Raw genomic sequence first — 21,659 nt, 5'->3', positions numbered from 1 at the left:
AACTCCGAGGCCCCGCCGCCGGCCCCGGGCAGGGGACGGCGGCGGGGCCTGGGGCAAACGTGATCAGGAATTGACCACCGTGAGGGGAAGCAGCTTCTTCCCCGTCGGGCCGATCTGGATGTGGGTGTCCATCTGGGGACACACCCCGCAATCGAAGCACGGCGTCCAGCGGCAGTCGTCGACCTCGGTCTCGTCGAGGGCGTCCTGCCAGTCCTCCCAGAGCCAGTCCTTGTCCAGGCCGGAATCCAGGTGGTCCCAGGGCAGGACCTCCTCGTAGGTGCGCTCCCGGGTGGTGTACCAGTCGAGGTCGACGCCCTGCTCCGGGAGCGCCTTCTCGCACATGCGGGCCCAGCGGTCGTAGGAGAAGTGCTCGCGCCAGCCGTCGAAGCGGCCGCCGTCCTCGTAGACGGCGCGGATGACGGCGCCGACGCGGCGGTCGCCGCGGGAGAGCAGGCCCTCGATGATGCCGGGCTTGCCGTCGTGGTAGCGGAAGCCGATGTTGCGGCCGTACTTGCGGTCGCCGCGGATGGCGTCGCGCAGCTTCTCCAGGCGGGCGTCGGTCTCCTCGACGCCGAGCTGCGGGGCCCACTGGAACGGGGTGTGCGGCTTGGGCACGAACCCGCCGATCGACACGGTGCAGCGGATGTCGTTCTGGCCGGTGACCTCGCGGCCCTTCTGGATGACGTTCTTCGCCATGTCGGCGATCTGCAGGACGTCCTCGTCGGTCTCGGTGGGCAGCCCGCACATGAAGTACAGCTTCACCTGGCGCCAGCCGTTGCCGTAGGCGGTGGCGACGGTGCGGATCAGGTCCTCCTCCGAGACCATCTTGTTGATGACCTTGCGGATGCGCTCGGAGCCGCCCTCGGGGGCGAAGGTGAGACCGGACCGGCGGCCGTTGCGGGTCAGCTCGTTGGCCAGGTCGATGTTGAAGGCGTCGACGCGGGTGGAGGGGAGGGACAGGCCGATCTTGTCCTCCTCGTACCGGTCGGCGAGGCCCTTGGCCACCTCGGCGATCTCGGTGTGGTCGGCGGAGGAGAGCGACAGCAGGCCGACCTCCTCGAATCCGGTGGCCTTCAGGCCCTTGTCGACCATCTCGCCGATGCCGGTGATGCTGCGCTCCCGCACCGGGCGGGTGATCATGCCGGCCTGGCAGAAGCGGCAGCCGCGGGTGCAGCCGCGGAAGATCTCCACGGACATGCGCTCGTGGACCGTCTCCGCGAGCGGGACCAGCGGCTGCTTGGGGTACGGCCACTCGTCGAGGTCCATGACGGTGTGCTTGGACACCCGCCACGGCACGCCGGAGCGGTTGGGGACGACGCGGGCGATCCGGCCGTCGGCCAGGTACTCCACGTCGTAGAACTTCGGCACGTACACCCCGCCGGTGCGGGCCAGCCGGAACAGCAGCTCGTCGCGGCCGCCGGGGCGCCCCTCGGCCTTCCAGGCGCGGATCACGTCGGTGATCTCCAGGACGGCCTGCTCGCCGTCGCCGATCACGGCGGCGTCCAGGAAGTCCGCGATGGGCTCCGGGTTGAAGGCCGCGTGGCCGCCGGCGAGCACGATCGGGTCGTCCTCGGTCCGGTCCCGGGCCTCCAGCGGGATGCCCGCGAGGTCCAGGGCCGTGAGCATGTTGGTGTAACCGAGCTCCGTGGAGAAGCTGAGGCCGAAGACGTCGAAGGCTCTGACCGGGCGGTGGGCGTCCACGGTGAACTGCGGCACGCCGTGTTCGCGCATCAGCGCCTCGAGGTCCGGCCACACGCTGTAGGTGCGCTCGGCGAGGACCCCCTCGCGCTCGTTCAGCACCTCGTAGAGGATCATGACGCCCTGGTTGGGCAGCCCGACCTCGTAGGCGTCCGGGTACATCAGGGACCAACGGACGTCGCACTCGTCCCAGGGCTTGACGGTGGAGTTCAGTTCCCCGCCGACGTACTGGATCGGCTTCTGCACATGCGGCAGCAGGGCCTCGAGCTGGGGGAAGACCGACTCGACAGGCATCAGAGGTGTCTTTCGTGAGCTGGCAAGGGTGACCATTCAGCGTAACGCGTCACAGAGGGCTTCCAGGCCGCGTCCGCGCGGCGCCCGGCCCGGGCGCTCCGGGACGCGGCGGCGCGGTGGTGGCCGTCCCGGGCCCGGCTCAGCCGGCCAGCGTGCCGCGGTCGGCCCGGGGCCACTCCTGCGGGAGCTGCCGCTCGGCGGCGGCGGCGCGGTCGCGTTCGAGCTGGTAGAGCACGCCGTAGGCGAAGGTGTCCTCGCCGGCCTCGCGGGCGTCCGAGGTGAGGCGGAGGACGGCGTCGCGGCAGATGACGCTGTCCTGGTGCTCGCCGAGGAGCTGCTGGACGGCCTTCATGCGCTTGGTGTGCTTCTTGGCGGGCTTGCGCAGCGCCGGGACGGCCTGGGCCGCCTCACTGCTGTAGCGGGCCCGCTTGGCGGCCTTGCGGGCGTCGTGGAGGACGAGGTCGCGCTCGTGGCCTGGTTCCATCTCCAGGGCCGACTCGACACGGGTGCGCAGCCGTCGGTGGTCGCGGCGCACGGCCTTGGGGACGGCGTCGGTCGCCGGGGCCGCGGCCGCGTCGAGCAGGGGCGGGTCGGCGAGCAGTGACTCCAGGGTGTCCAGGAGCCGGAAGTAGCGCCTGCCGCCGAGTTCGCGCAGGAGTTCCTTGCGGGCGCCCTCGTGGACGGGGGCGTCGCCGCCGATGCGCGCGGTGAGGACCTCCGTCACGAGTTCCTCCGGCAGTTCGGCCTCGCGGTCGCGGAGGCGCTCGGCGAGGACCTCGCGGTCGCGTTCCAGGCCCAGCACCCCGGCGAGCCACTTCAGCTCGTCGCCGACGGGGTCGGTCGCCTCGCGGTCGAGTTCGCGGCGGAAGGACTTGAAGGCGCTGCGCAGCCGCCGGGTGGAGACCCGCATCTGGTGGACGGAGTCCGGTTCGTCGCGGCGGACCTCCGGGTCCCAGCCGGTGATCGCGGCGACCTGCTGGTGCACGTAGGCCAGGGCGACGTCCCCGGCGGTGTCGGTGGAGGGCGGCGGCTGCGGCGGCCCGGGTGCGTCGGCCAGGCGCTTTCCGAGGGCGCGGGCGAGCTTCGAGGGGGACTTCGAGCGCCGCAGGCCCGCCGCACGGAGCCGCTTCTCGACGGCGTCGAGGAGGGCGGTGTCGCCGTCGATGAGTTCGGTCTCGACCTCGGTCCAGGCGGTCTCCGAACCGTCGCCGTGGTCGATGAGGGTGGCCCGGACGTGGTCGTGGGCGATCTCCACCAGGGGTGCGCCCCCGGCGTCGACGAGGTGCACCCGCTTGCGGGTGTTGCGCAGCCGGACGACCGGGACGAGCTCGCGGTCGCGGACGATCGCGGCGACCTCGGCGAGCAGCGACTTGGGGACCCTGGGGCCGCCCTTGCGGCCCTGCTTGCCGAGCGGCGCGTGCACCTCGGTGCGGGTGTCGGCCTGTGAGCTCGGCAGTTTCAGGTGCCAGCCAGCGTCGTCGCCGCCGGTGCGGCGCCGCAGCGTGATCTTGTGGGTGGCCAGCCGCAGGTCGGAGGTGTCGACGTAGACGGCGTCCAGCTCGGCCGGTTCCAGGACGCGCACCGCCGCGACCCCGGGCAGACCTTCGAGATCGGGCTCACCGGTCTGCTCGGCGGCCTCGTACTTGCGCTCGGTCTCCGCGACACGCTTCCCCATGTCAGGAACCTAATCGCGGGTTCGCCCGGCCGCAATGGTGCGTTCACCCGGTGGAAGGGGTCAGGCCGACATGGGCCGCTTCATGTGGATGGCCTGCAGCAGCCCGATGGCGATCCAGACCGCGAACATCGACGATCCGCCGTACGAGACGAACGGCAGCGGCAGACCCGCCACGGGCATGATGCCGAGGGTCATGCCGATGTTCTCGAAGGACTGGAAGGCGAACCAGGCGACGATGCCGGCCGCGATGATCGTGCCGTACAGGTCGGTGGCGTTCCGGGCGACGCGGCAGCCGCGCCACATGATCACGCCCAGCAGCACGATGATCAGGGCCGCCCCGACGAAGCCGAGCTCCTCCCCCGCCACGGTGAAGACGAAGTCGGTCTGCTGCTCGGGCACGAACTGCCCGGTGGTCTGGCTGCCGTCGAACAGGCCCTTGCCGAGCAGCCCGCCGGAGCCGATGGCGATGCGCGCCTGGTTGGTGTTGTAGCCGACGCCCGCGGGGTCGAGGGCGGGGTTGGCGAAGGCGGCGAAGCGGTCGATCTGGTACTGGTCCAGGACGCCGAGCTGCCAGACCGCGATGGCGCCGCCGGCGCCCGCCGCGATCAGGCCGAGGACCCAGCGGTTGGAGGCGCCGGAGGCCAGCAGCACGCCGAGCACGATGACCGCCATCACCATGACCGAGCCGAGGTCGGGCATCAGCATGACGATCGCCATCGGCAGTATGGCGAAGCCGAGCGACTGGGCGACCGTGCGGTGGTCGGGGAAGAGCCGGTCGCCCGCGTCGACGCGGGCGGACAGCATCATCGCCATGCCCAGGATGATGGTGATCTTGGTGAACTCGGACGGCTGCAGGGAGAAGCCGCCGCCCAGCACGATCCAGGCGTGCGCGCCGTTGACCGTGGACCCCAGCGGGGTGAGGACCGCGGTCACCAGCAGCACCGAGATGGCGTAGAGCACCGGCACCGCGCCCCGCAGCCGCCGGTGGCCCAGCGCCACCGTGCCGGCGGCGAGGGCGAAGCCGATGGCGGTGTTGAGGATGTGCCGCAGCAGGAAGTAGTACGGGTCCCCGTGGGTGAGCTCGGTGCGGTTGCGCGTCGCGGAGAACACCAGCGCCGTGCCGATCAGGGACAGCGCGAGGGCGGCGCCGAGCAGCAGCCAGTCCATCCGGCGCAGTATCGAGTCCCGGGCCAGGAGCTTGCCCAGGGTGCCGCGTTCCGGGGTGAAGCGACGCGTCGCGTAGCCGTGCGCGCTCATGACCAGTACCTCCTGCCCAGCAGGAGCTTCTCGGTGCGCTCCGGGGGCAGCGCGGCGGCGGCCAGCGCCGTGTCCCGCGGCGCGGAGGGCACCTGCGGCACGTCGGCCCAGGAGGCCTTGGTGATCTTGATGGTGCCGTCGGAATCGATCTTCGGCAGCTTGCTCAAGGGGTGCGGGAGCAGCGCCTTCTTGTTGTCGATCGACCCGTCCTCCTGGACGCCGTACATCGCCTCGTAGATCTTGCGGACGGCCGGACCGGAACCACCGGAACCGGTACCACCCTGGGAGATCGTCATGACGATCGCGTAGTCCTTGCTGTACGTCGTGAACCACGACGTGGTCTGCTTGCCGGCGACCTCCGCGGTACCGGTCTTGGCGTGCAGCGGGATCTTGTCCTGCGGCCAGCCGCCGAACCGCCACGCGGCCGTACCGTGCGTGACGACGCCCTCCAGGGCCTCGTTGATGTACTTCAGCGTGTTCTTGGTGGCCGGCGCGTGCCCGTTCACCTTCGGCTTGATCCGGGTGACCTTCTTGCCGTCGGCGCTGATGATCGCCTTGCCGATGGTGGGCTGGTAGAGCGTGCCGCCGTTGGAGATGGCCGAGTAGATGTTGGCCATCTGGATCGGGGTGACGAGCGTGTCGCCCTGGCCGATGGCGTAGTTGACCGAGTCACCGGCGCGCATCACGTAGCCGTCGACGCAGTTCTCGCGCGCGATCTGGCTCGCGTAGTCCTGCTTGTCGCTCTTGGCGACCTTGCACCAGTAGTTCTTGTTGGCCTCGTAGTAGTCCCGCTTCCACTGCCGGTCCGGGATCCGGCCGGTCACCTCGGAGGGCAGGTCGATGCCGGTCACCGAGCCGAGGCCGTACTCCTTGGCGGTCTTGTAGAACCAGTCCTTGGGGTGCTTCTTGGGCTTGGTGCCGCCGTCCTTCAGCCACTGGTCGTACGACAGGCCGTAGAAGACGGTGTCGCAGGAGATCTCCAGGGCGTGCGCGAGGGTGATGGAGCCCGCGCTCTCCCCTTCGAAGTTGTTGAAGACCCGGCCGCCGATGGTCATCGACGACGGGCAGGGGTAGCGCCCGTTGATGTCGTAGCCGGCCTTCACGGCGGCCGAGGTGGAGATCGCCTTGAAGGTCGAGCCGGGGGCCGACTGACCCTGTATGGCCCTGTTGAGCAGCGGGAAGTTGGACTTCTTGCCCGTCAGCTTGGCGTAGTCCTTGGCGGAGATGCCGCCGACCCAGACGTTCGGGTCGTAGGTGGGCGCGCTGGCCATCGCGATGACCTGGCCGGTGTGCACGTCCATGACGACGACCGCGCCGGAGTCCGCCTTGTAGAGGCTACCGGTGACCTTGTCGAAGGTCTTCCGGGCGACCTTCATCGCCTCGTCGAGCTCCTTCTCGGCGACCCTCTGGACGCGGGCGTCGATGCTGGTGACCAGGTGGCTGCCGGGCTCCGCGGCGGTCTCGCCCGCCTTGCCGATGACCCGGCCGAGGTTGTCCACCTCGTAGCGGGTGACGCCGGCCTTGCCGCGCAGCTCGCTGTCGTAGGTGCGCTCCAGGCCCGAACGGCCGATCTGGTCCGAGCGCAGCAGGGACTGGCCCTTCTTCTCCGCGGCGGTCAGCTCGTCGTCCGTGACGGGCGAGAGGTAGCCGAGGACCTGGGAGGTGTTGGACCCGAAGGGGGAGGTGTAGCGGCGCACCGCGGTGGGCTCGGCGGTGATGCCGGGGAAGTCCTCACGGCGCTCCATGATCTGCAGCGCCTGCTGGGTGGTGGCCTCGTCGGTGATCGGGATCGGCTGGTACGGCGAGCCGTTCCAGCACGGCTTGGGGGTCTGCGAGTCGCAGAGCCGGACCTTGCCCAGGACCTCTTCCGGCTTCATGTGCAGCACGTCGGCGAGCCGGGTCAGCACCGCCTTGCCGTCGTCCTTCTGCTTCAGCAGGTCGGTGCGGCTCGCGGAGACCACCAGCCGGGTCTCGTTGTCGGCGAGCGCCACGCCCTTGTCGTCCAGGATCGACCCGCGGACGGCGGGCGCGACGACCTCCTGGACGTTGTTGCTGTTGGCCTGCGCCGTGTACTCCTGGCCGTTGCGGATCTGCAGGAACCACAGCCGCCCGCCGAGGGTGAACAGCAGGGACAGGACGAGGATCTGCAGGACCACCAGCCGGATCGTGACCCGCGGCGTCCGCCCCGTCTCAGGGATGTTGCTCACGCCGCCACTCCCGCTTCTCCGCCCGCTCGGCACGACACCGCGCGCTTCGTCGTCGGCCGCGGCCCGGCGGCCTCGCGTGCGTCGCTCACAAGCGCCGCCCTCCCTTGGCGACGCTCCCCACCCTGCCCAGAAGGCTCGAACGCTGGCCGCCGATGCGTGCGCCGAAGCCGGGGCCGGAGGCGTCCTCCCCGAGCGGGTCGCCCTGGTACCGGCGGGCCAGTGCCATGATCCACGGCACGGTGAACGGCGCGAGCAGCAGGTCGTACAGGGCGGCGGTGAACAGCAGCTTGCCCAGGCCGACGTGCTGGGCCGCGGTGTCGCCCACGAGGGCGCCCACGGCCGCGTACAGCACCGTGGAGCCGACGGCGGCGCCCACCACGACCAGCATCGGCCGGGTGGCCGACCGCAGCTGACCGCCGTCGGGCTTGACCAGGCCCGCGATGTAGCCGACGACGCACAGCACCAGGGCGTAGCGGCCGGCGGCGTGGTCGGCGGGCGGGGCGAGGTCGGCGAGCAGGCCGGCGCCGAAGCCGATGAGGCAGCCGGCCACGTGGCCGTACGTCAGTGCGAGGCCGAGGACGACGAGCAGCAGCAGGTCGGGGACGGCGCCGGGCAGGTGGAGGCGGGCCAGGACGCAGACCTGGACGACCATGCCGGCGACGACGAGGCCGGTGGCGAGCAGCGCGCGCTTCATCGGACCTCCTCCTGTCCGTAGAGCGAGGACTGAGAGGGGCTCACACTGGGCGTCGCCGTGACGGTGACCGTCGGGACCGGCTTCGGCCCGGCGGGCAGCACCGCGTCACGCGGGTCCTTGCGCGGGCCCTGGACGACGACGCCGACGATGTCGAGCTTGGTGAAGCCGACGAACGGGGTGACCTCGACCGTGCGGGTGAGGCCGCCGCCCGCGGGGTCGACCTTGGCGACCGTGCCGACCGGCACGCCGGGGACGAAGGGCTTGTCCGCCTGCGAGCCGAAGGTGACCAGCCGGGAGCCCTTCTTCACGTGGGCCTTGCCGTTGAGGAGCTGCACCCGCATCGGCCGGTTGCCCTGGCCGGTGGCGAAGCCGAGCTCCGAGGACTTCTCCAGCCGGGTGCCGACCGTGAAGTCCGGGTCGCAGGCGAGCAGGACGGTCGAGGTGGAGGGGCCGACGGTGGTGACCCGGCCGACCAGGCCGTCACCGTTGACGACCGTCATGTCGCGCTGGATGCCGTCGTTGGCGCCGGAGTCGATGGTGACCGTCCAGGAGAAGCCCTGGGCGGCTCCTATCGCGATGACCTGCGCGCCCTTGACCCGGTACTGACCGGCTCCGGCGAGCTTGAGCAGCTTGTCGAGTTCGCGGGCCCGCTCGCGCGTGACGTCCTTGCTGCCGAGCTGCTGCTTCAGCTCGGCGTTCTCCCGCTCCAGTTCGCTGATGCGGCTGCTGCGGTCGCCGGAGTCGCGTACCGCGTCCACCGCGTTGTCCACCGGGTCGACCGCGGCCGCGACCCCGTCCTCGACGGGGCCGAAGACGGCGGCCGCGGCGGACCGGGCGCCGTCGAGCGGTGAGTCCTCACCGCCGCGGATGTCGACGGTGATCAGCGCGAAAGCGATCGCCACCAGCAGTACCAGCAGAAGCCGGCTCTCTCGTGTGTCCCTCACGGGGGCCAGTCCGTGCCTTCCTCGTCAGAGCGTGTGAGCCCGTGGGCCCGATGGGCCGTGCCGGGAGGTAGAACGATCCGGCGTACGGGCGGGACTTCACCCGTACGACGGATCGTGAGGACTCATCTGCGCGGCTGTGCGTCCAGGACCTGCTGCAGCGCCTCGAACTCCTCGACGCACTTGCCGGCGCCGAGGGCCACGCAGTCCAGCGGGGACTCGGCGATATGGATCGGCATGCCGGTCTCGTGGCGCAGCCGTTCGTCCAGGCCGCGCAGCATCGCACCGCCGCCGGCCAGGACGATGCCGCGGTCCATGATGTCGCCGGACAGCTCGGGCGGGCACTTGTCGAGGGTCGTCTTGACCGCGTCGACGATGGCGTTGACCGGCTCCTCGATCGCCTTGCGCACCTCGGCTGCGGAGATGACCACCGTCTTGGGCAGGCCGGAGACCAGGTCGCGGCCGCGGATCTCGGTGTGCTCCTCGTTCTCGACCGCGAAGGCCGAGCCGATGGTGAGCTTGATCGATTCCGCGGTGCGCTCGCCCAGCAGGAGGCTGTACTCCTTCTTGATGTGCTGGATGATGGCGTTGTCCAGCTCGTCGCCCGCCACCCGGATGGACTGCGCGGTGACGATGCCGCCGAGCGAGATGACGGCGACCTCGGTGGTGCCGCCGCCGATGTCGACGACCATGTTGCCGGTCGCCTCGTGGACCGGGAGCCCGGCGCCGATCGCGGCGGCCATGGGCTCCTCGATGATGTGCACCTGGCGCGCGCCGGCCTGGGTGGCCGCCTCGATGACGGCGCGGCGCTCGACGCCGGTGATGCCGGAGGGCACGCAGACCACGACGCGGGGGCGCGCAAGGTAACGGCGCTTGTGGATCTTGAGGATGAAGTAGCGCAGCATGCGCTCGGTGATCTCGAAGTCCGCGATCACCCCGTCCTTGAGAGGACGGACCGCGACGATGTTGCCGGGGGTCCGGCCGATCATCTTCTTCGCTTCGGAGCCGACCGCCAGGATGCCGCCCGTATTGGTGTTGATGGCGACGACGGATGGCTCGTTGAGGACGATCCCGCGACCCCTGACGTACACCAGCGTGTTGGCGGTGCCGAGGTCGACAGCCATGTCACGGCCGATGAACGACATGTTGTTCGCCATGAGGATACGTCTGGCCTTCCCGAGCTGGAGCGATGTGGGGGTGAGCACGGCGGATGCGCTGCTGTGCGCTGAGCCGGAGGTGCGGAGATTCCATGGTAGTCGCGCCCGACAGGGCACGGGGTCAGGGTTCCGCCGCCATTGTCATCAGAACACACAGCTGTCCTCTGCAATGGTGACGCCGTGTCGGCGGAATTGGTTCCCCCGAACCCCCGGCATATGCCTGCGGGCGGCCGGGAAATTTCCGGCCGCCCGTTGAGCTGATCGGGCGTCAGCAGTGAATTCGGGGCGAATCGTCGCGGAGGATCAGGCCAGGCCGGGGAAGAAGATCTTGATCTCGCGCTCGGCGGACTCCTCGGAGTCCGAGGCGTGGATCAGGTTCTCCCGGACGATCGTGCCGAAGTCGCCGCGGATCGAACCGGGGTCGGCGGCGATCGGGTCGGTCGGGCCGGCCAGCGTGCGCAGTCCCTCGATGACCCGCTCGCCCTCGACGACGAGGGCGACGGCAGGGCCGGAGGCCATGAACTCCACCAGCGGCTCGTAGAAGGGACGGCCGACGTGCTCGGCGTAGTGCTGTTCGAGGATCGCGCGGTCGAGCGTGCGCAGTTCCAGCGCGGTGATGCTCCAGCCCGCCTTGCGCTCGATGCGGCCGAGGATCTCGCCGACCAGGCCGCGACGTACGGCGTCCGGCTTGAGAAGGACGAGGGTGCGCTGGGACACGGTGTGACTCCTATGTGCGGGGTGCGGGTACGACGACATTACCGGGGATCCCCACGGCCCACGGCACCCCCTGGGTCCAGGGCACGAGGCGTGCGATCAGGCCGGCTGCGCGGCCCGCGCCGCCTTGGCCTCGTCGACCTTCCGGCCGAAGTGGACGGCGGCCCACCACAGGGCGGCGAAGACCGCGCCGAGGAAGAACATCACCGGGACGGCGAAGCCGCTCACGATCAGCCCGGCCTGCAGCAGCCAGCCGACGGCCAGCCCGCCGCGGCGCCCGAGCATGCCGCACAGCAGCACGCACAGGGCCATGGCGATGCCGCTGACCGTCCATACCGTGCCGGCCGTCAGCTCCGGCTGCTTCATCGCCACCAGACCGGCGAAGCCGATCACGAAGAACTCACCGATCAGGGTGCTCGCGCACAGGGTCCGCATCCGCTTGGTTCCGCTTCCCGCTCGTCACTTCCGGCCCAGCAGCAGCCGGGCCTCTCCCACGGTGATCACCGAACCGGTGATCAGCACCCCGGCGCCGGAGTACTCCCCCTGATCCTCGGCGAGCGTCACGGCCGCCTCGATCGCGTCGTCCAGCCGCGGCTCGACCTGCACACGCTCGTCGCCGAAGACCTCGACCGCGAGCGCGGCCAGCTCGTCCACGTCCATGGCGCGGTGGGTGGAGTTCTGGGTCACCACGACCTCGGTGAAGACCGGCTCGAAGGCCTCCAGCAACCCCCGTACGTCCTTGTCGCCGCTCGGCCCGACCACGCCCACCAGGTGGGTGAAACCGAAGGCCTCACCCAGCGCGGCGGCCGCCGCCCGGGCCCCCGCCGGGTTGTGCGCCGCGTCCAGCACCACGGCGGGGCTGCGGCGCACGACCTCCAGCCGGCCCGGCGAGGTGACGCCCGCGAAGGCGGTGCGGACGGTGTCGACGTCCAGGGTGCGGGCGTGCAGGGTGCCGATGCCGAAGAAGGCCTCCACCGCGGCGAGCGCCACCGCCGCGTTGTGGGCCTGGTGCTCACCGTGCAGCGGCAGGAAGACCTGCTCGTACTCCCCGCCCAGACCGCGCAGGGTCAGCATCTGCCCGCCGACGGCCACCTCGCGGTGCGTGACGCCGAACTCCATGCCCTCCCGGGCGACCGTCGCGTCCACCTCGACGGCCCGCTTCAGCAGCACCTGGGCCGCCTCCACGGGCTGCTGGGCCAGCACAGCGGTGGCGTCCTTCTTGACGATCCCGCTCTTCTCCACCGCGATCTCGCCGGCCGTCTCGCCCAGGCGGTCGGTGTGGTCCAGGTCGATCGGGGTCACGACGGCGACCGTGCCGTCCACCACGTTGGTCGCGTCCCAGCTGCCGCCCATGCCGACCTCGACGACGGCCACGTCCACCGGGGCGTCGGCGAAGGCGGCGTACGCCATGCCGGTCAGCACCTCGAAGAACGACATCCGGTACGGCTGCGAGGCGTCCACCATCTCCACGTACGGCTCGAGGTCGCGGTACGTCTCGATGAAGCTCTCCGGCGCGATGGGACGGCCGTCGAGGCTGATCCGCTCGGTGACGGACTGCACGTGCGGGCTGGTGTAGCGGCCGGTGCGCAGGTCGAAGGCGAGCAGCAGCTGCTCGATCATGCGGGCGGTGCTGGTCTTGCCGTTGGTGCCGGTGATGTGGATCGAGGGGTAGGAGCGCTGCGGCTCGCCCAGGATGTCCATCAGCGCGGTCATCCGGTCCAGGGACGGCTCCAGCTTCGTCTCCGGCCAGCGGCCGGCCAGCTCCGCCTCGACCTCGCGGAGGGCCTTGTCGACCTCCGGGTCGGCGGGGCGGGCCGGGACGCCGTCGTCCTGCGGCACCGGTCCTCCGGCCCGGAGGGTACGGCTGCCCGCCTCGATCACCGCCAGGTCGGCCTCGCGGCCGGGGTCGATGTCGGCTTCGTCCTCGTCGCCGCCCAGACCCATCGCGGCCAGCGGGTCGGAAAGGGGCTCGTCGTTCTCGGGGCGCGGGTTGCTCACGACCACATTGTACGAAGCGGCCAGGTAGATCCGGGGTGTGGGCAGGCGTTTCCGCCTGCCCACCCCGGGTGCGTCAGCCCTGCGGCAGCGAGGACAGCTGCGCGGTGATGCGGGCCATGTCCGCCTCGGCCGCCGCCAGGCGGGTGCGGATCTTGGCGACGACGGGCTCCGGTGCCTTCGCGAGGAACGCCTCGTTGCCCAGCTTCGCCGTGGCCTGCGCCTTCTCCTTCTCGGCGGCGGCCAGGTCCTTCGCGAGCCGCTTCCGCTCGGCGTCGACGTCGATCGCCCCGGAGAGGTCCAGCGCGACCGTCGCGCCCGCGACCGGGAGGGTCGCCGTCGCGGTGAAGCCCTCGCCCTCCGGCTGCAGGCGCAGCAGCTGGCGGACCGCCGCCTCGTGGGCCTCCAGGCCGGTGGAGCCGAGGTCGAGCCGGGCCGGGACCTTCTGGCCCGGCTGCAGGCCCTGGTCGGCGCGGAACCGCCGGACCTCGGTGACCAGCGACTGCACCGCCGCGATCTCCTTCTCGGCGGCCGCGTCGCGGAAGCCGGAGTCGGCCGGCCAGTCGGCGATGACGACCGACTCGCGCCCGGTGAGCGTGGTCCACAGCGTCTCGGTCACGAAGGGGACCACCGGGTGGAGCAGCCGCAGTAGCTTGTCCAGGACCTCGCCCAGCACGCGCCGGGAGACCTCCGCCGGGCGGCCGCCCGCCAGGAAGGTGGTCTTGGACAGCTCGACGTACCAGTCGAAGACCTCGTCCCACGCGAAGTGGAACAGGACGTCGCTGAGCTTGGCGAACTGGTAGTCGTCGTAGAGCGCGTCGGCCTCGGCGACCGTGGCGTTCAGCCGGGACAGGATCCAGCGGTCGGTGGCCGACATCTCCTCGGGCACGGGCAGGTCGCCCTCGACCGTGGCGCCGTTCATCAGCGCGAAGCGCGTGGCGTTCCAGATCTTGTTGGTGAAGTTGCGGGAGCCCTGGACCCAGTCCTCGCCGATCGGCACGTCGGTGCCGGGGTTGGCACCGCGCGCGAGCGTGAAGCGCAGCGCGTCGGAGCCGTAGGTGTCCATCCAGTCCAGCGGGTTGACCGCGTTGCCGAAGGACTTCGACATCTTCTTGCCGAACTGGTCGCGGACCATGCCGTGCAGGGCGATGGTGTGGAACGGCGGGGTGCCGTCCATCGCGTAGAGACCGAACATCATCATCCGGGCGACCCAGAAGAAGAGGATGTCGTACCCGGTGACCAGGACGGAGTTCGGATAGAACTTCGCGAGGCTCTCGGTCTCCTCGGGCCAGCCGAGCGTGGAGAACGGCCACAGACCGGAGGAGAACCAGGTGTCGAGGACATCGGTCTCCTGGGTCCAGCCCTCGCCGCCCGGGGGCTCCTCGTCGGGACCGACGCAGACGATCTCGCCGTCCGGTCCGTACCAGACGGGGATGCGGTGACCCCACCACAGCTGGCGCGAGATGCACCAGTCGTGGAGGTTGTCGACCCAGTCGAAGTACCTCTTCTCCATCTCCTGGGGGTGGATCTTGACCTTGCCGTCGCGGACGGCGTCACCTGCGGCCTTCGCCAGCGGGCCGACCTTGACCCACCACTGCATGGACAACCGCGGCTCGATGGTGGTCTTGCAGCGCGAGCAGTGGCCGACGGAGTGGACGTACGGGCGCTTCTCGGCGACGATCCGGCCCTCGGCGCGCAGCGCGGCGACGATGGCGGAGCGGGCCTCCAGCCGGTCCAGTCCCTGGAAGGGACCGTGCGCGGTGATGACCGCGCGCTCGTCCATGACGGCGAGGTTCGGCAGACCGTGGCGCTGGCCGATCTCGAAGTCGTTCGGGTCGTGCGCGGGCGTGACCTTGACGGCCCCCGTGCCGAACTGCGGGTCGACGTGCTCGTCGGCGACGACCGGGATGCGGCGGCCGGTCAGCGGCAGCTCGATCTCGCGGCCGACGAGGTGCCGGTAGCGCTCGTCCTCCGGGTGGACGGCCACGGCGGTGTCGCCGAGCATCGTCTCGGCGCGGGTCGTCGCGACGACGATGGAGTCCTCGCCCTCGCCGTAGCGGATCGAGACCAGCTCGCCGTCGTCGTCCTGGTACTCGACCTCGATGTCCGAGATGGCCGTCAGACAGCGCGGGCACCAGTTGATGATGCGCTCGGCACGGTAGATGAGCTCGTCGTCGAAGAGCTTCTTGAAGATGGTCTGGACGGCCTTGGACAGGCCCTCGTCCATGGTGAAGCGCTCACGCGACCAGGCCACGCCGTCACCGAGGCGCCGCATCTGCCCGGAGATCTGCCCGCCGGACTCCGCCTTCCACTGCCAGACGCGCTCGATGAACGCCTCGCGGCCGAGGTCGTGGCGGGACTTGCCCTCCTTGGCGAGCTCGCGCTCGACGACGTTCTGCGTGGCGATGCCGGCGTGGTCCATGCCGGGCTGCCACAGCGTCTCGTACCCCTGCATCCGCTTGCGGCGGGTGAGGGCGTCGATCAGCGTGTGCTCGAAGGCGTGGCCCAGGTGGAGGCTGCCGGTGACGTTCGGCGGCGGGATGACGATGGTGTACGGCTTCTTGTCGCTCTTGGCGTCGGCCTCGAAGTAACCGCGCTCTACCCAGCGCTCGTACAGGGGCCCCTCTACCTCGGCCGGCGCGTACTGGGTCGGCAGTTCGGGGGTCGCGCTGTTCGGTCCGCTCTCGGCGGCCTGCTGAGTGTTGTCGGTCACGGCGCTCAGTTTACGGGCGGGGCGGGCCCCGTTACGAATCCGCCGGTGCCCGGGCGCGAGACGCGGGGACGGGCCCCCGAGGACGCGCGCCCGCCGCGGGGCCCGGCGGGGGCCCTCGCGGTCCGGTTCCGGGGGCGCGTGGTGCCGGGAGCCGGGAGACCCCCGCCGGTCCCCGGGGATGGGCCACCGCCTCCGAACCACCGGCGGACGAGCGACTCCTGACGGGAAACCGGCAGACCGGACGGGTCGGCGGTACCCGTCCGCACCGGTGGTCAGGGTGATCAACCGGGCATCTGCACCGTCTTGTTACCAAGTCCTGACGACGTCGGTGTAAAGACGGCCTAAACAATCCGCAAGGATGAGTACGAGGAGACAGCAGTTCAACGAGGGGACTCACCGATGAGCTTCAACCAGCCGCCGCCGCAGCCGGGTTACGGCGGCCAGCCTGGCTACGGGGGCCAGCCCGGCCACCCCCAGCAGCCACCGGTCCCGCCCGGCCCGCCCCAGCAGCCCGCACCGGGCTACGGCTACCCGCAGCAGCCCACGGCCCCGCAGCCGGCCCCTGGCTACGGCTACCCGCAGCAGCCCGGCCCGTACGGTCAGCAGTCCGGCCCGTACGCCCAGCAGCCGGGTCCCTACGGTCAGCAGCCCGGCGCCTGGGGTGCCCCGCCGCCGCCGTCCGGGGGCAAGGGCAAGATCATCGGCATCGTGGTCGGCGTCGTGGTCGCCGTCGCGGTCATAGGCGGCGGCATCCTCGCCCTCACGGGCAGCGGCGGCAGCGGCGGTGACCACAAGCTCGCCATGCCGGCCACGCTGCTGGACGGTCAGTACACCAAGTCCGGCAACGACCCCGGACTCAGCAACGGCGAGACCGGGGACGACACCGGCATCGACGACGCCACCACGGTCTCCGGAAACTACAAGAAGGGCGCCACCGAGCAGCTGATCGTCACCGGCGCCTACGGTGACGTCAGCGACCCGGGCAGCGTGCTGGACAAGATGCTCGCCGCCTTCACCTCCAAGGCCGGCAGCTCCGGCGGCGAGGCCCCGAAGGAGGTCCACCCCACGGGCTTCGACGGCGACATCATGAAGTGCGGCACGATCGGCTCGGCCGGGGTCAGCTTCCCGTACTGCGCATGGGCCGACGACAGCACGGTCGCCATGGCCATGGACATGAACGTCGACATCACCGGCGCCACCGAGCCCCCCTCCCTCTCGGAGTGGGCGGACAGCACCGTGAAGATCCGCGACGAGGTCCGCGTCAAAAAGTGACCCGCCCCGTACGGCGAAGGGGGCGCCCGGCAGCTGCCGGGCGCCCCCTTTCGTGTGCCGGGGTGCGCTACGCGCTCTTCTGCTCGCCCTTGCCGATGATGCGGGGCTCGCGCGGGACCAGGGTCGGGTTCACGTTGGAGTGGACGACGTCCTCGCTGATGACGACGCGGGCGACGTCCTTGCGCGAGGGCACCTCGTACATCACCGACATCAGCACCTCCTCCATGATGGCGCGCAGGCCGCGGGCGCCGGTCTGGCGGAGGATGGCCTGGTCGGCGATGGCCTCCAGGGCGCCGCGCTCGAACTCGAGCTCGACACCGTCGAGCTCGAAGAGCCGCTGGTACTGCTTGACCAGGGCGTTGCGCGGCTCCACCAGGATCTGCAGCAGCGCCTCACGGTCGAGGTTGTGCACGCTGGTGATGACCGGCAGACGGCCGATGAACTCGGGGATCATGCCGAACTTCACCAGGTCCTCCGGCATGACCTCGGAGAACTGGTCGGCGGAGTCGATCTCCCGCTTGGAGCGGATGGTCGCGCCGAAACCGATGCCCTTCGCGCCGGCCCGTGACTCGATGATCTTCTCCAGCCCGGCGAAGGCACCGCCGACGATGAAGAGCACGTTGGTGGTGTCGATCTGGATGAACTCCTGGTGCGGGTGCTTGCGCCCGCCCTGCGGCGGCACCGAGGCGGTGGTGCCCTCCAGGATCTTCAGCAGCGCCTGCTGCACGCCCTCGCCGGAGACGTCGCGGGTGATCGACGGGTTCTCGCTCTTGCGGGCGACCTTGTCGATCTCGTCGATGTAGATGATCCCCGTCTCGGCCTTCTTGACGTCGTAGTCGGCCGCCTGGATCAGCTTGAGCAGGATGTTCTCGACGTCCTCGCCGACGTACCCGGCCTCGGTCAGCGCGGTGGCGTCCGCGATGGCGAACGGCACGTTCAGCATCCGGGCCAGGGTCTGGGCGAGCAGGGTCTTGCCGGAGCCCGTGGGACCGAGCAGCAGGATGTTGGACTTGGCGAGCTCGATGCCGTCGTCGTGGCCGCGGCCGCCGCCGTTCTCGCCGGCCTGCACCCGCTTGTAGTGGTTGTAGACCGCCACGGAGAGCGCCTTCTTCGCCGGCTCCTGGCCGACGACGTAGCTCTCGAGGAACTCGTAGATCTCGCGCGGCTTCGGCAGGTCCTCCCACCGCACCTCGGAGGACTCTGCGAGCTCCTCCTCGATGATCTCGTTGCAGAGGTCGATGCACTCGTCGCAGATGTACACACCGGGTCCTGCGATGAGCTTCTTCACCTGCTTCTGGCTCTTTCCGCAGAACGAGCACTTGAGCAGATCGCCGCCGTCACCGATGCGTGCCACGAGGTGCTTCCCCTTCGCCTGGGTCCCGTCAGTTCGACGAGTCCTGGTGCTTGCCTATCGACGGTACCTTGCCGCGCCCCCAGTGCGGGCCCCCCTTGGAGCTACTGGGCCGTGACCTGCACAACCCCGCGGCTCCAAGAGGGGACTTCTTGTCGCAGAATGCCCTGCCGGGCGTCAGACCGCGACCGCCGAACCCTTGCGGGTCGAGACGATCTGGTCGACCAGACCGTAGGAGAGGGCCTCCTCGGCCGTGAGGATCTTGTCGCGCTCGATGTCGTCGCGGATCTTCTCGATCGGGGTGCTGGAGTGCTTGGCCAGCATCTCCTCCAGCTGGGCCCGCATCCGCAGGATCTCGTTGGCGGCGATCTCCAGGTCCGAGACCTGGCCGCGGCCGGTCTCGCTGTACGGCTGGTGGATCAGGATGCGGGCGTTCGGCAGCGCCATCCGCTTGCCGGGCGTGCCGGCGGCGAGCAGCACGGCCGCGGCGGAGGCCGCCTGGCCCATGCAGACCGTCTGGATGTCGGGCTTCACGAACTGCATCGTGTCGTAGATGGCCGTCAGCGCCGTGAAGGAGCCGCCGGGGCTGTTGATGTAGACCGAGATGTCGCGGTCCGGGTCCATCGACTCCAGGCACAGCAGCTGCGCCATGACGTCGTTGGCGGAGGCGTCGTCGATCTGCACCCCGAGGAAGATCACGCGCTCCTCGAAGAGCTTCGCGTACGGGTCGTACTCGCGGATGCCCTGCGAGGTGCGCTCCACGAAGCGCGGCACCACGTAGCGGGCCTCGGCGGCGTTCGTGCGGTCGTACATGCCGCTGCCGGGGAAGTTCTGGGTGGTCACGTTCACCGTCCTGAAGATGAGCAGTGGGCTGGGGTCGGTCCTGCGGGGCAGTACGGGCGTCAGGCCCGGTCAGGCCCCGGTGCCGCCGCCGCCCGGCACGTTCACGGCGTGCGTGATGACGTCGTCGATCAGGCCGTACTCCTTGGCCGCCTCGGCGGAGAACCAGCGGTCGCGGTCGGAGTCACGGGTGATCGCCTCGACGCTCTGGCCGGAGTGCTCCGCGATGAGCTCGGCCATGCGCTTCTTCGTGCGCAGCAGCTGCTCGGCGTGGATCTTGATGTCGGAGGCCGAGCCGGCGAGGCCGGCGGAGGGCTGGTGCATCAGGATGTCGGTGTTCGGCAGCGAGAAGCGCTTGCCGGGGGTGCCGGCCGTCAGCAGGAACTGGCCCATGGAGGCCGCGAGGCCCATGGCGATGGTGACCACGTCGTTCTTGATGAACTGCATGGTGTCGTAGATCGCCATGCCGGCCGTCACGGAACCGCCGGGGCTGTTGATGTAGAGGTAGATGTCCTTGTCCGGCTCGGCGGCAAGGAGGAGCAGCTGCGCGGTGATCTTGTTGGCGATGTCGTCGTCCACCGGCTGGCCGAGGAAGATGATCCGCTCGCCGAGCAGCCGGTTGTAGACCTGGTCGCCGAGGCCACCGATGGTCGGCTCGCCGGCGGCGGAAGGCATCGGAGTCGTCACGTATCCACCTGCTCGTTGTCGGACGGCGCGGACGCCGTCACAGGGTCTTCTCGTAGGGCACGGGCCCTCGTACTTACGGACCCTAACGCGCAGGTGGGGCCCAGCAATCCCCCACGCGGAACTGTTCGCTGTCAGCGCAGGCAGGGTGTAAGCGGAGAGCGAAACCGAACAGAACGGGCCCGGACGAACTGGTCGTCCGGGCCCGTCGGATGGTGCTGCGGGGCGAGGCTCAGGCCTCGGAGCCCTCACCCTTGGCGGTCTCGGCGTCCGTGTCCTCGGAGGTGGCCTCGACCGTCTCGCCGGTCTCGTCCTCCTCGTCCTCCAGGTCGACGACCTCGCCGTTGGTGTCCTTGACCGTGGCGGCCTCGACGACCAGGGCCAGCGCCTTGCCGCGGGCGACCTCACCGACGAGCAGCGGCACCTGGCCGCCCTCGACGACCGCCTGGGCGAACTGGTCCGGGCTCATGCCGGAGGAGGCGGCACGGCGCATGAGGTGCTCGGTGAGCTCCTCCTGGTTGACCGAGAGCTTCTCGGTGGAGACGAGCTCGTCCAGGACGAACTGGGTCTTGATGCCCTTCTTCGCCTGCCCCTCGATCTCCTGGTCGTACTCCTCGCGGGTCTTGCCCTCGTTCTCCAGGAAGGAGTCCCAGTCCAGGCCCATGGCCGGGAACTGGTGGTGCTCCAGGTTGTGGACGCGGGTCTCGATCTCGTCCTTGAGCAGCTTCTCCGGCAGCGGGATGTCGACCAGCTCCAGGAGGGCGTCCAGCACCTTCTCCTGCGCCTGGGTGGCCTGGTCGTACTGCTTGATGCGCTCCTGGCGCTTCACGGCGTCGGCGCGGAGCTCCTCGAGGGTGTCGAACTCGCTCGCCAGCTGGGCGAAGTCGTCGTCCAGCTCGGGCAGCTCACGGGCCTGGACGGTGGTGACGTCCACCTTGACCTGGGCCTGCTTGCCGGCGGCGGAGCCGCCCTTGAGCTCGGAGGTGAAGGTGGCCGAACCGCCGGCCTCCAGGCCGGTGACGGCCTCGTCGATGCCGTCGAGCAGCTGGCCGGAGCCGATGGTGTAGGTGACGCCGCTGGCGACGCCGTCCTCCAGCACCTCGCCCTCGACCGAGGCCTCCAGGTCCACGACGACGACGTCGCCGTCGGCGGCGGCACGCTCCACGACGGTGGTGGAGGCGAAGCGCTCCCGCAGCTGCTCCAGGGCCTTGTCGACGTCCTCGTCGGACACCTCGACGGCGTCGACGGTGACCTCGATGCCGGAGTAGTCCGGGATCTCGATGACCGGGCGGATGTCCACCTCGGCGGTGAACTTCAGCTCCTGGCCGTCGTTGAACTCGGTGATGTCCACCTCGGGCTGGCCGAGGACGTTGAGCTCGCCCTCGTTGACCGCCTCCGTGTAGAACTTCGGCAGTGCGTCGTTGATGGCCTCTTCGAGGACCGCGCCACGGCCGAACCGCTGGTCGATGACGCGCGCGGGGATCTTGCCCTTACGGAAGCCCGGCACCGTGACCTGCTGGTTGATCTTCTTGTACGCCGCGTCGAGGCTGGGCTTGAGCTCCTCGAAGGGCACCTCGACAGTGAGTCGAACCCGGGTCGGGTTCAGAGTCTCGACGGCGCTCTTCACGGTTGGGTCTCCTTGGGGGCTTTACGTTGATGGGCGGCCGCTCGGCGATCGTGCGGGGCGGCTGGTGTTCGACCTGGCTTTTCCGCGTTTCAGTGGCCGACGACCCATCCTACCGGTACCACAATCCTGCGGCCGGGCCCTGCTCGGCACAGGGCGGCCGAGCACTGGTCGGGGTGGCCGGATTCGAACCGACGACCTTCCGCTCCCAAAGCGGACGCGCTACCAAGCTGCGCCACACCCCGTCGGTGCGACACGTAGAGTACATGCCTCCGCACACCCTGACGGCCATATGTGCCGTGCGCGGGAGCCGGGTCGATCGGCTACGATCTGATGTGCCAGAATGACTGGCCGTTGCGGGCGTAGCTCAATGGTAGAGCCCCAGTCTTCCAAACTGGCTACGCGGGTTCGATTCCCGTCGCCCGCTCTGCAGGACGTAGGCCCAGGTCAGGGGATGTATCCCCGAGCCTGGGTCTTCGTGTTCCCGGCAGCGGTCCAGGGCGGTGTGCCGGCCGCGTGCCCGTTCCGGCGGGAACCGTGTCC

At 70.1% G+C, this 21,659-nt stretch carries 16 protein-coding genes and 2 tRNA genes; 2 read left to right on the top strand and 16 right to left on the bottom strand.

All coding sequences use genetic code 11. From position 1 onward, the window contains the following. Window positions 1–63: 63 nt before the first annotated feature. From PV410_RS06740 to PV410_RS06690, 11 genes are all read right to left on the bottom strand, one after another. The gene (locus PV410_RS06740) at window positions 64–1,992 is read right to left on the bottom strand and encodes a TIGR03960 family B12-binding radical SAM protein (RefSeq protein WP_500322939.1); all 1,929 of its coding nucleotides are present in this window, start codon (window positions 1,990–1,992) and stop codon (window positions 64–66) included. A 139-nt stretch (window positions 1,993–2,131) separates the two neighbouring features. Continuing rightward, the gene (locus PV410_RS06735; protein ID WP_500322938.1) at window positions 2,132–3,667 is read right to left on the bottom strand and encodes a CYTH and CHAD domain-containing protein; all 1,536 of its coding nucleotides are present in this window, start codon (window positions 3,665–3,667) and stop codon (window positions 2,132–2,134) included. Window positions 3,668–3,727: 60 nt separating this feature from the next. After that, the gene (gene rodA / locus PV410_RS06730; RefSeq protein ID WP_500322937.1) at window positions 3,728–4,924 is read right to left on the bottom strand and encodes a rod shape-determining protein RodA; all 1,197 of its coding nucleotides are present in this window, start codon (window positions 4,922–4,924) and stop codon (window positions 3,728–3,730) included. After that, entirely contained in the window at window positions 4,921–7,131 is a 2,211-nt protein-coding gene (gene mrdA, locus PV410_RS06725; protein ID WP_500322936.1) for a penicillin-binding protein 2, read from the bottom strand. Before mrdA ends, rodA begins: the two co-directional genes overlap by 4 nt. Before the next feature lie 85 nt (window positions 7,132–7,216). Beyond that, a complete protein-coding gene (mreD, locus tag PV410_RS06720; protein ID WP_500322935.1) occupies window positions 7,217–7,825 on the bottom strand; it encodes a rod shape-determining protein MreD in 609 nt (202 codons plus the stop codon). Next, complete coding sequence (gene mreC, locus PV410_RS06715) at window positions 7,822–8,769, bottom strand: rod shape-determining protein MreC (protein WP_500322934.1); 948 nt, start codon at window positions 8,767–8,769, stop codon at window positions 7,822–7,824. The genes mreD and mreC overlap by 4 nt, the downstream gene beginning before the upstream one ends. Before the next feature lie 122 nt (window positions 8,770–8,891). Then, window positions 8,892–9,911 (bottom strand): rod shape-determining protein, encoded by a 1,020-nt coding sequence (locus PV410_RS06710; RefSeq protein ID WP_499516833.1) that lies wholly within the window; start codon window positions 9,909–9,911, stop codon window positions 8,892–8,894. 315 nt (window positions 9,912–10,226) lie between these two features. Further along, a complete protein-coding gene (gene ndk / locus PV410_RS06705) occupies window positions 10,227–10,640 on the bottom strand; it encodes a nucleoside-diphosphate kinase (protein ID WP_500322933.1) in 414 nt (137 codons plus the stop codon). Between the two features lie 96 nt (window positions 10,641–10,736). Next, on the bottom strand, window positions 10,737–11,072 hold the full coding sequence (locus PV410_RS06700; RefSeq protein ID WP_499511878.1) for a DUF4233 domain-containing protein: 336 nt from the start codon (window positions 11,070–11,072) through the stop codon (window positions 10,737–10,739). A 24-nt stretch (window positions 11,073–11,096) separates the two neighbouring features. Then, window positions 11,097–12,581, bottom strand: coding sequence for a bifunctional tetrahydrofolate synthase/dihydrofolate synthase (gene folC / locus PV410_RS06695; protein WP_500323055.1), 1,485 nt, complete (start codon window positions 12,579–12,581; stop codon window positions 11,097–11,099). Window positions 12,582–12,708: 127 nt separating this feature from the next. Next, complete coding sequence (locus tag PV410_RS06690) at window positions 12,709–15,345, bottom strand: valine--tRNA ligase (RefSeq protein ID WP_500322932.1); 2,637 nt, start codon at window positions 15,343–15,345, stop codon at window positions 12,709–12,711. A 399-nt stretch (window positions 15,346–15,744) separates the two neighbouring features. Here PV410_RS06690 and PV410_RS06685 point away from each other — a divergent pair, with 399 nt between their 5' ends. Continuing rightward, entirely contained in the window at window positions 15,745–16,617 is an 873-nt protein-coding gene (locus PV410_RS06685) for a hypothetical protein (protein ID WP_500322931.1), read from the top strand. A gap of 67 nt (window positions 16,618–16,684) precedes the next feature. Here the strand turns inward: PV410_RS06685 and clpX are convergent, their stop codons facing one another. The 5 genes from clpX to PV410_RS06660 all read right to left on the bottom strand — a co-directional run bounded on the left by clpX (window position 16,685) and on the right by PV410_RS06660 (window position 21,361). Next, window positions 16,685–17,971, bottom strand: coding sequence for an ATP-dependent Clp protease ATP-binding subunit ClpX (clpX, locus tag PV410_RS06680; protein WP_329187895.1), 1,287 nt, complete (start codon window positions 17,969–17,971; stop codon window positions 16,685–16,687). Window positions 17,972–18,145: 174 nt separating this feature from the next. Next, window positions 18,146–18,781, bottom strand: a complete 636-nt coding sequence (locus PV410_RS06675) for an ATP-dependent Clp protease proteolytic subunit (protein ID WP_499516835.1) — start codon at window positions 18,779–18,781, stop codon at window positions 18,146–18,148. 99 nt (window positions 18,782–18,880) lie between these two features. Then, window positions 18,881–19,483 carry an ATP-dependent Clp protease proteolytic subunit gene (locus PV410_RS06670; RefSeq protein ID WP_319156002.1) on the bottom strand — a complete coding sequence of 201 codons (603 nt, stop codon included), beginning with the start codon at window positions 19,481–19,483 and terminating at the stop codon, window positions 18,881–18,883. A 241-nt stretch (window positions 19,484–19,724) separates the two neighbouring features. Next, the gene (gene tig, locus PV410_RS06665) at window positions 19,725–21,119 is read right to left on the bottom strand and encodes a trigger factor (protein ID WP_500322930.1); all 1,395 of its coding nucleotides are present in this window, start codon (window positions 21,117–21,119) and stop codon (window positions 19,725–19,727) included. A 165-nt stretch (window positions 21,120–21,284) separates the two neighbouring features. Next, window positions 21,285–21,361, bottom strand: a tRNA-Pro gene (locus tag PV410_RS06660). 111 nt (window positions 21,362–21,472) lie between these two features. On the opposite strand from PV410_RS06660, the gene PV410_RS06655 reads away from it, so the two are divergent. Further along, a tRNA-Gly gene (locus tag PV410_RS06655) sits at window positions 21,473–21,543 on the top strand. Window positions 21,544–21,659: the final 116 nt, after the last annotated feature.

It is taken from the genome of Streptomyces sp. PA03-5A, assembly GCF_033792725.1.
Lineage (GTDB): Bacteria > Actinomycetota > Actinomycetes > Streptomycetales > Streptomycetaceae > Actinacidiphila.
The sequence above is the reverse complement of the archived record's forward strand: the minus strand, read 5'-3'. Positions and strand labels throughout refer to the sequence as shown.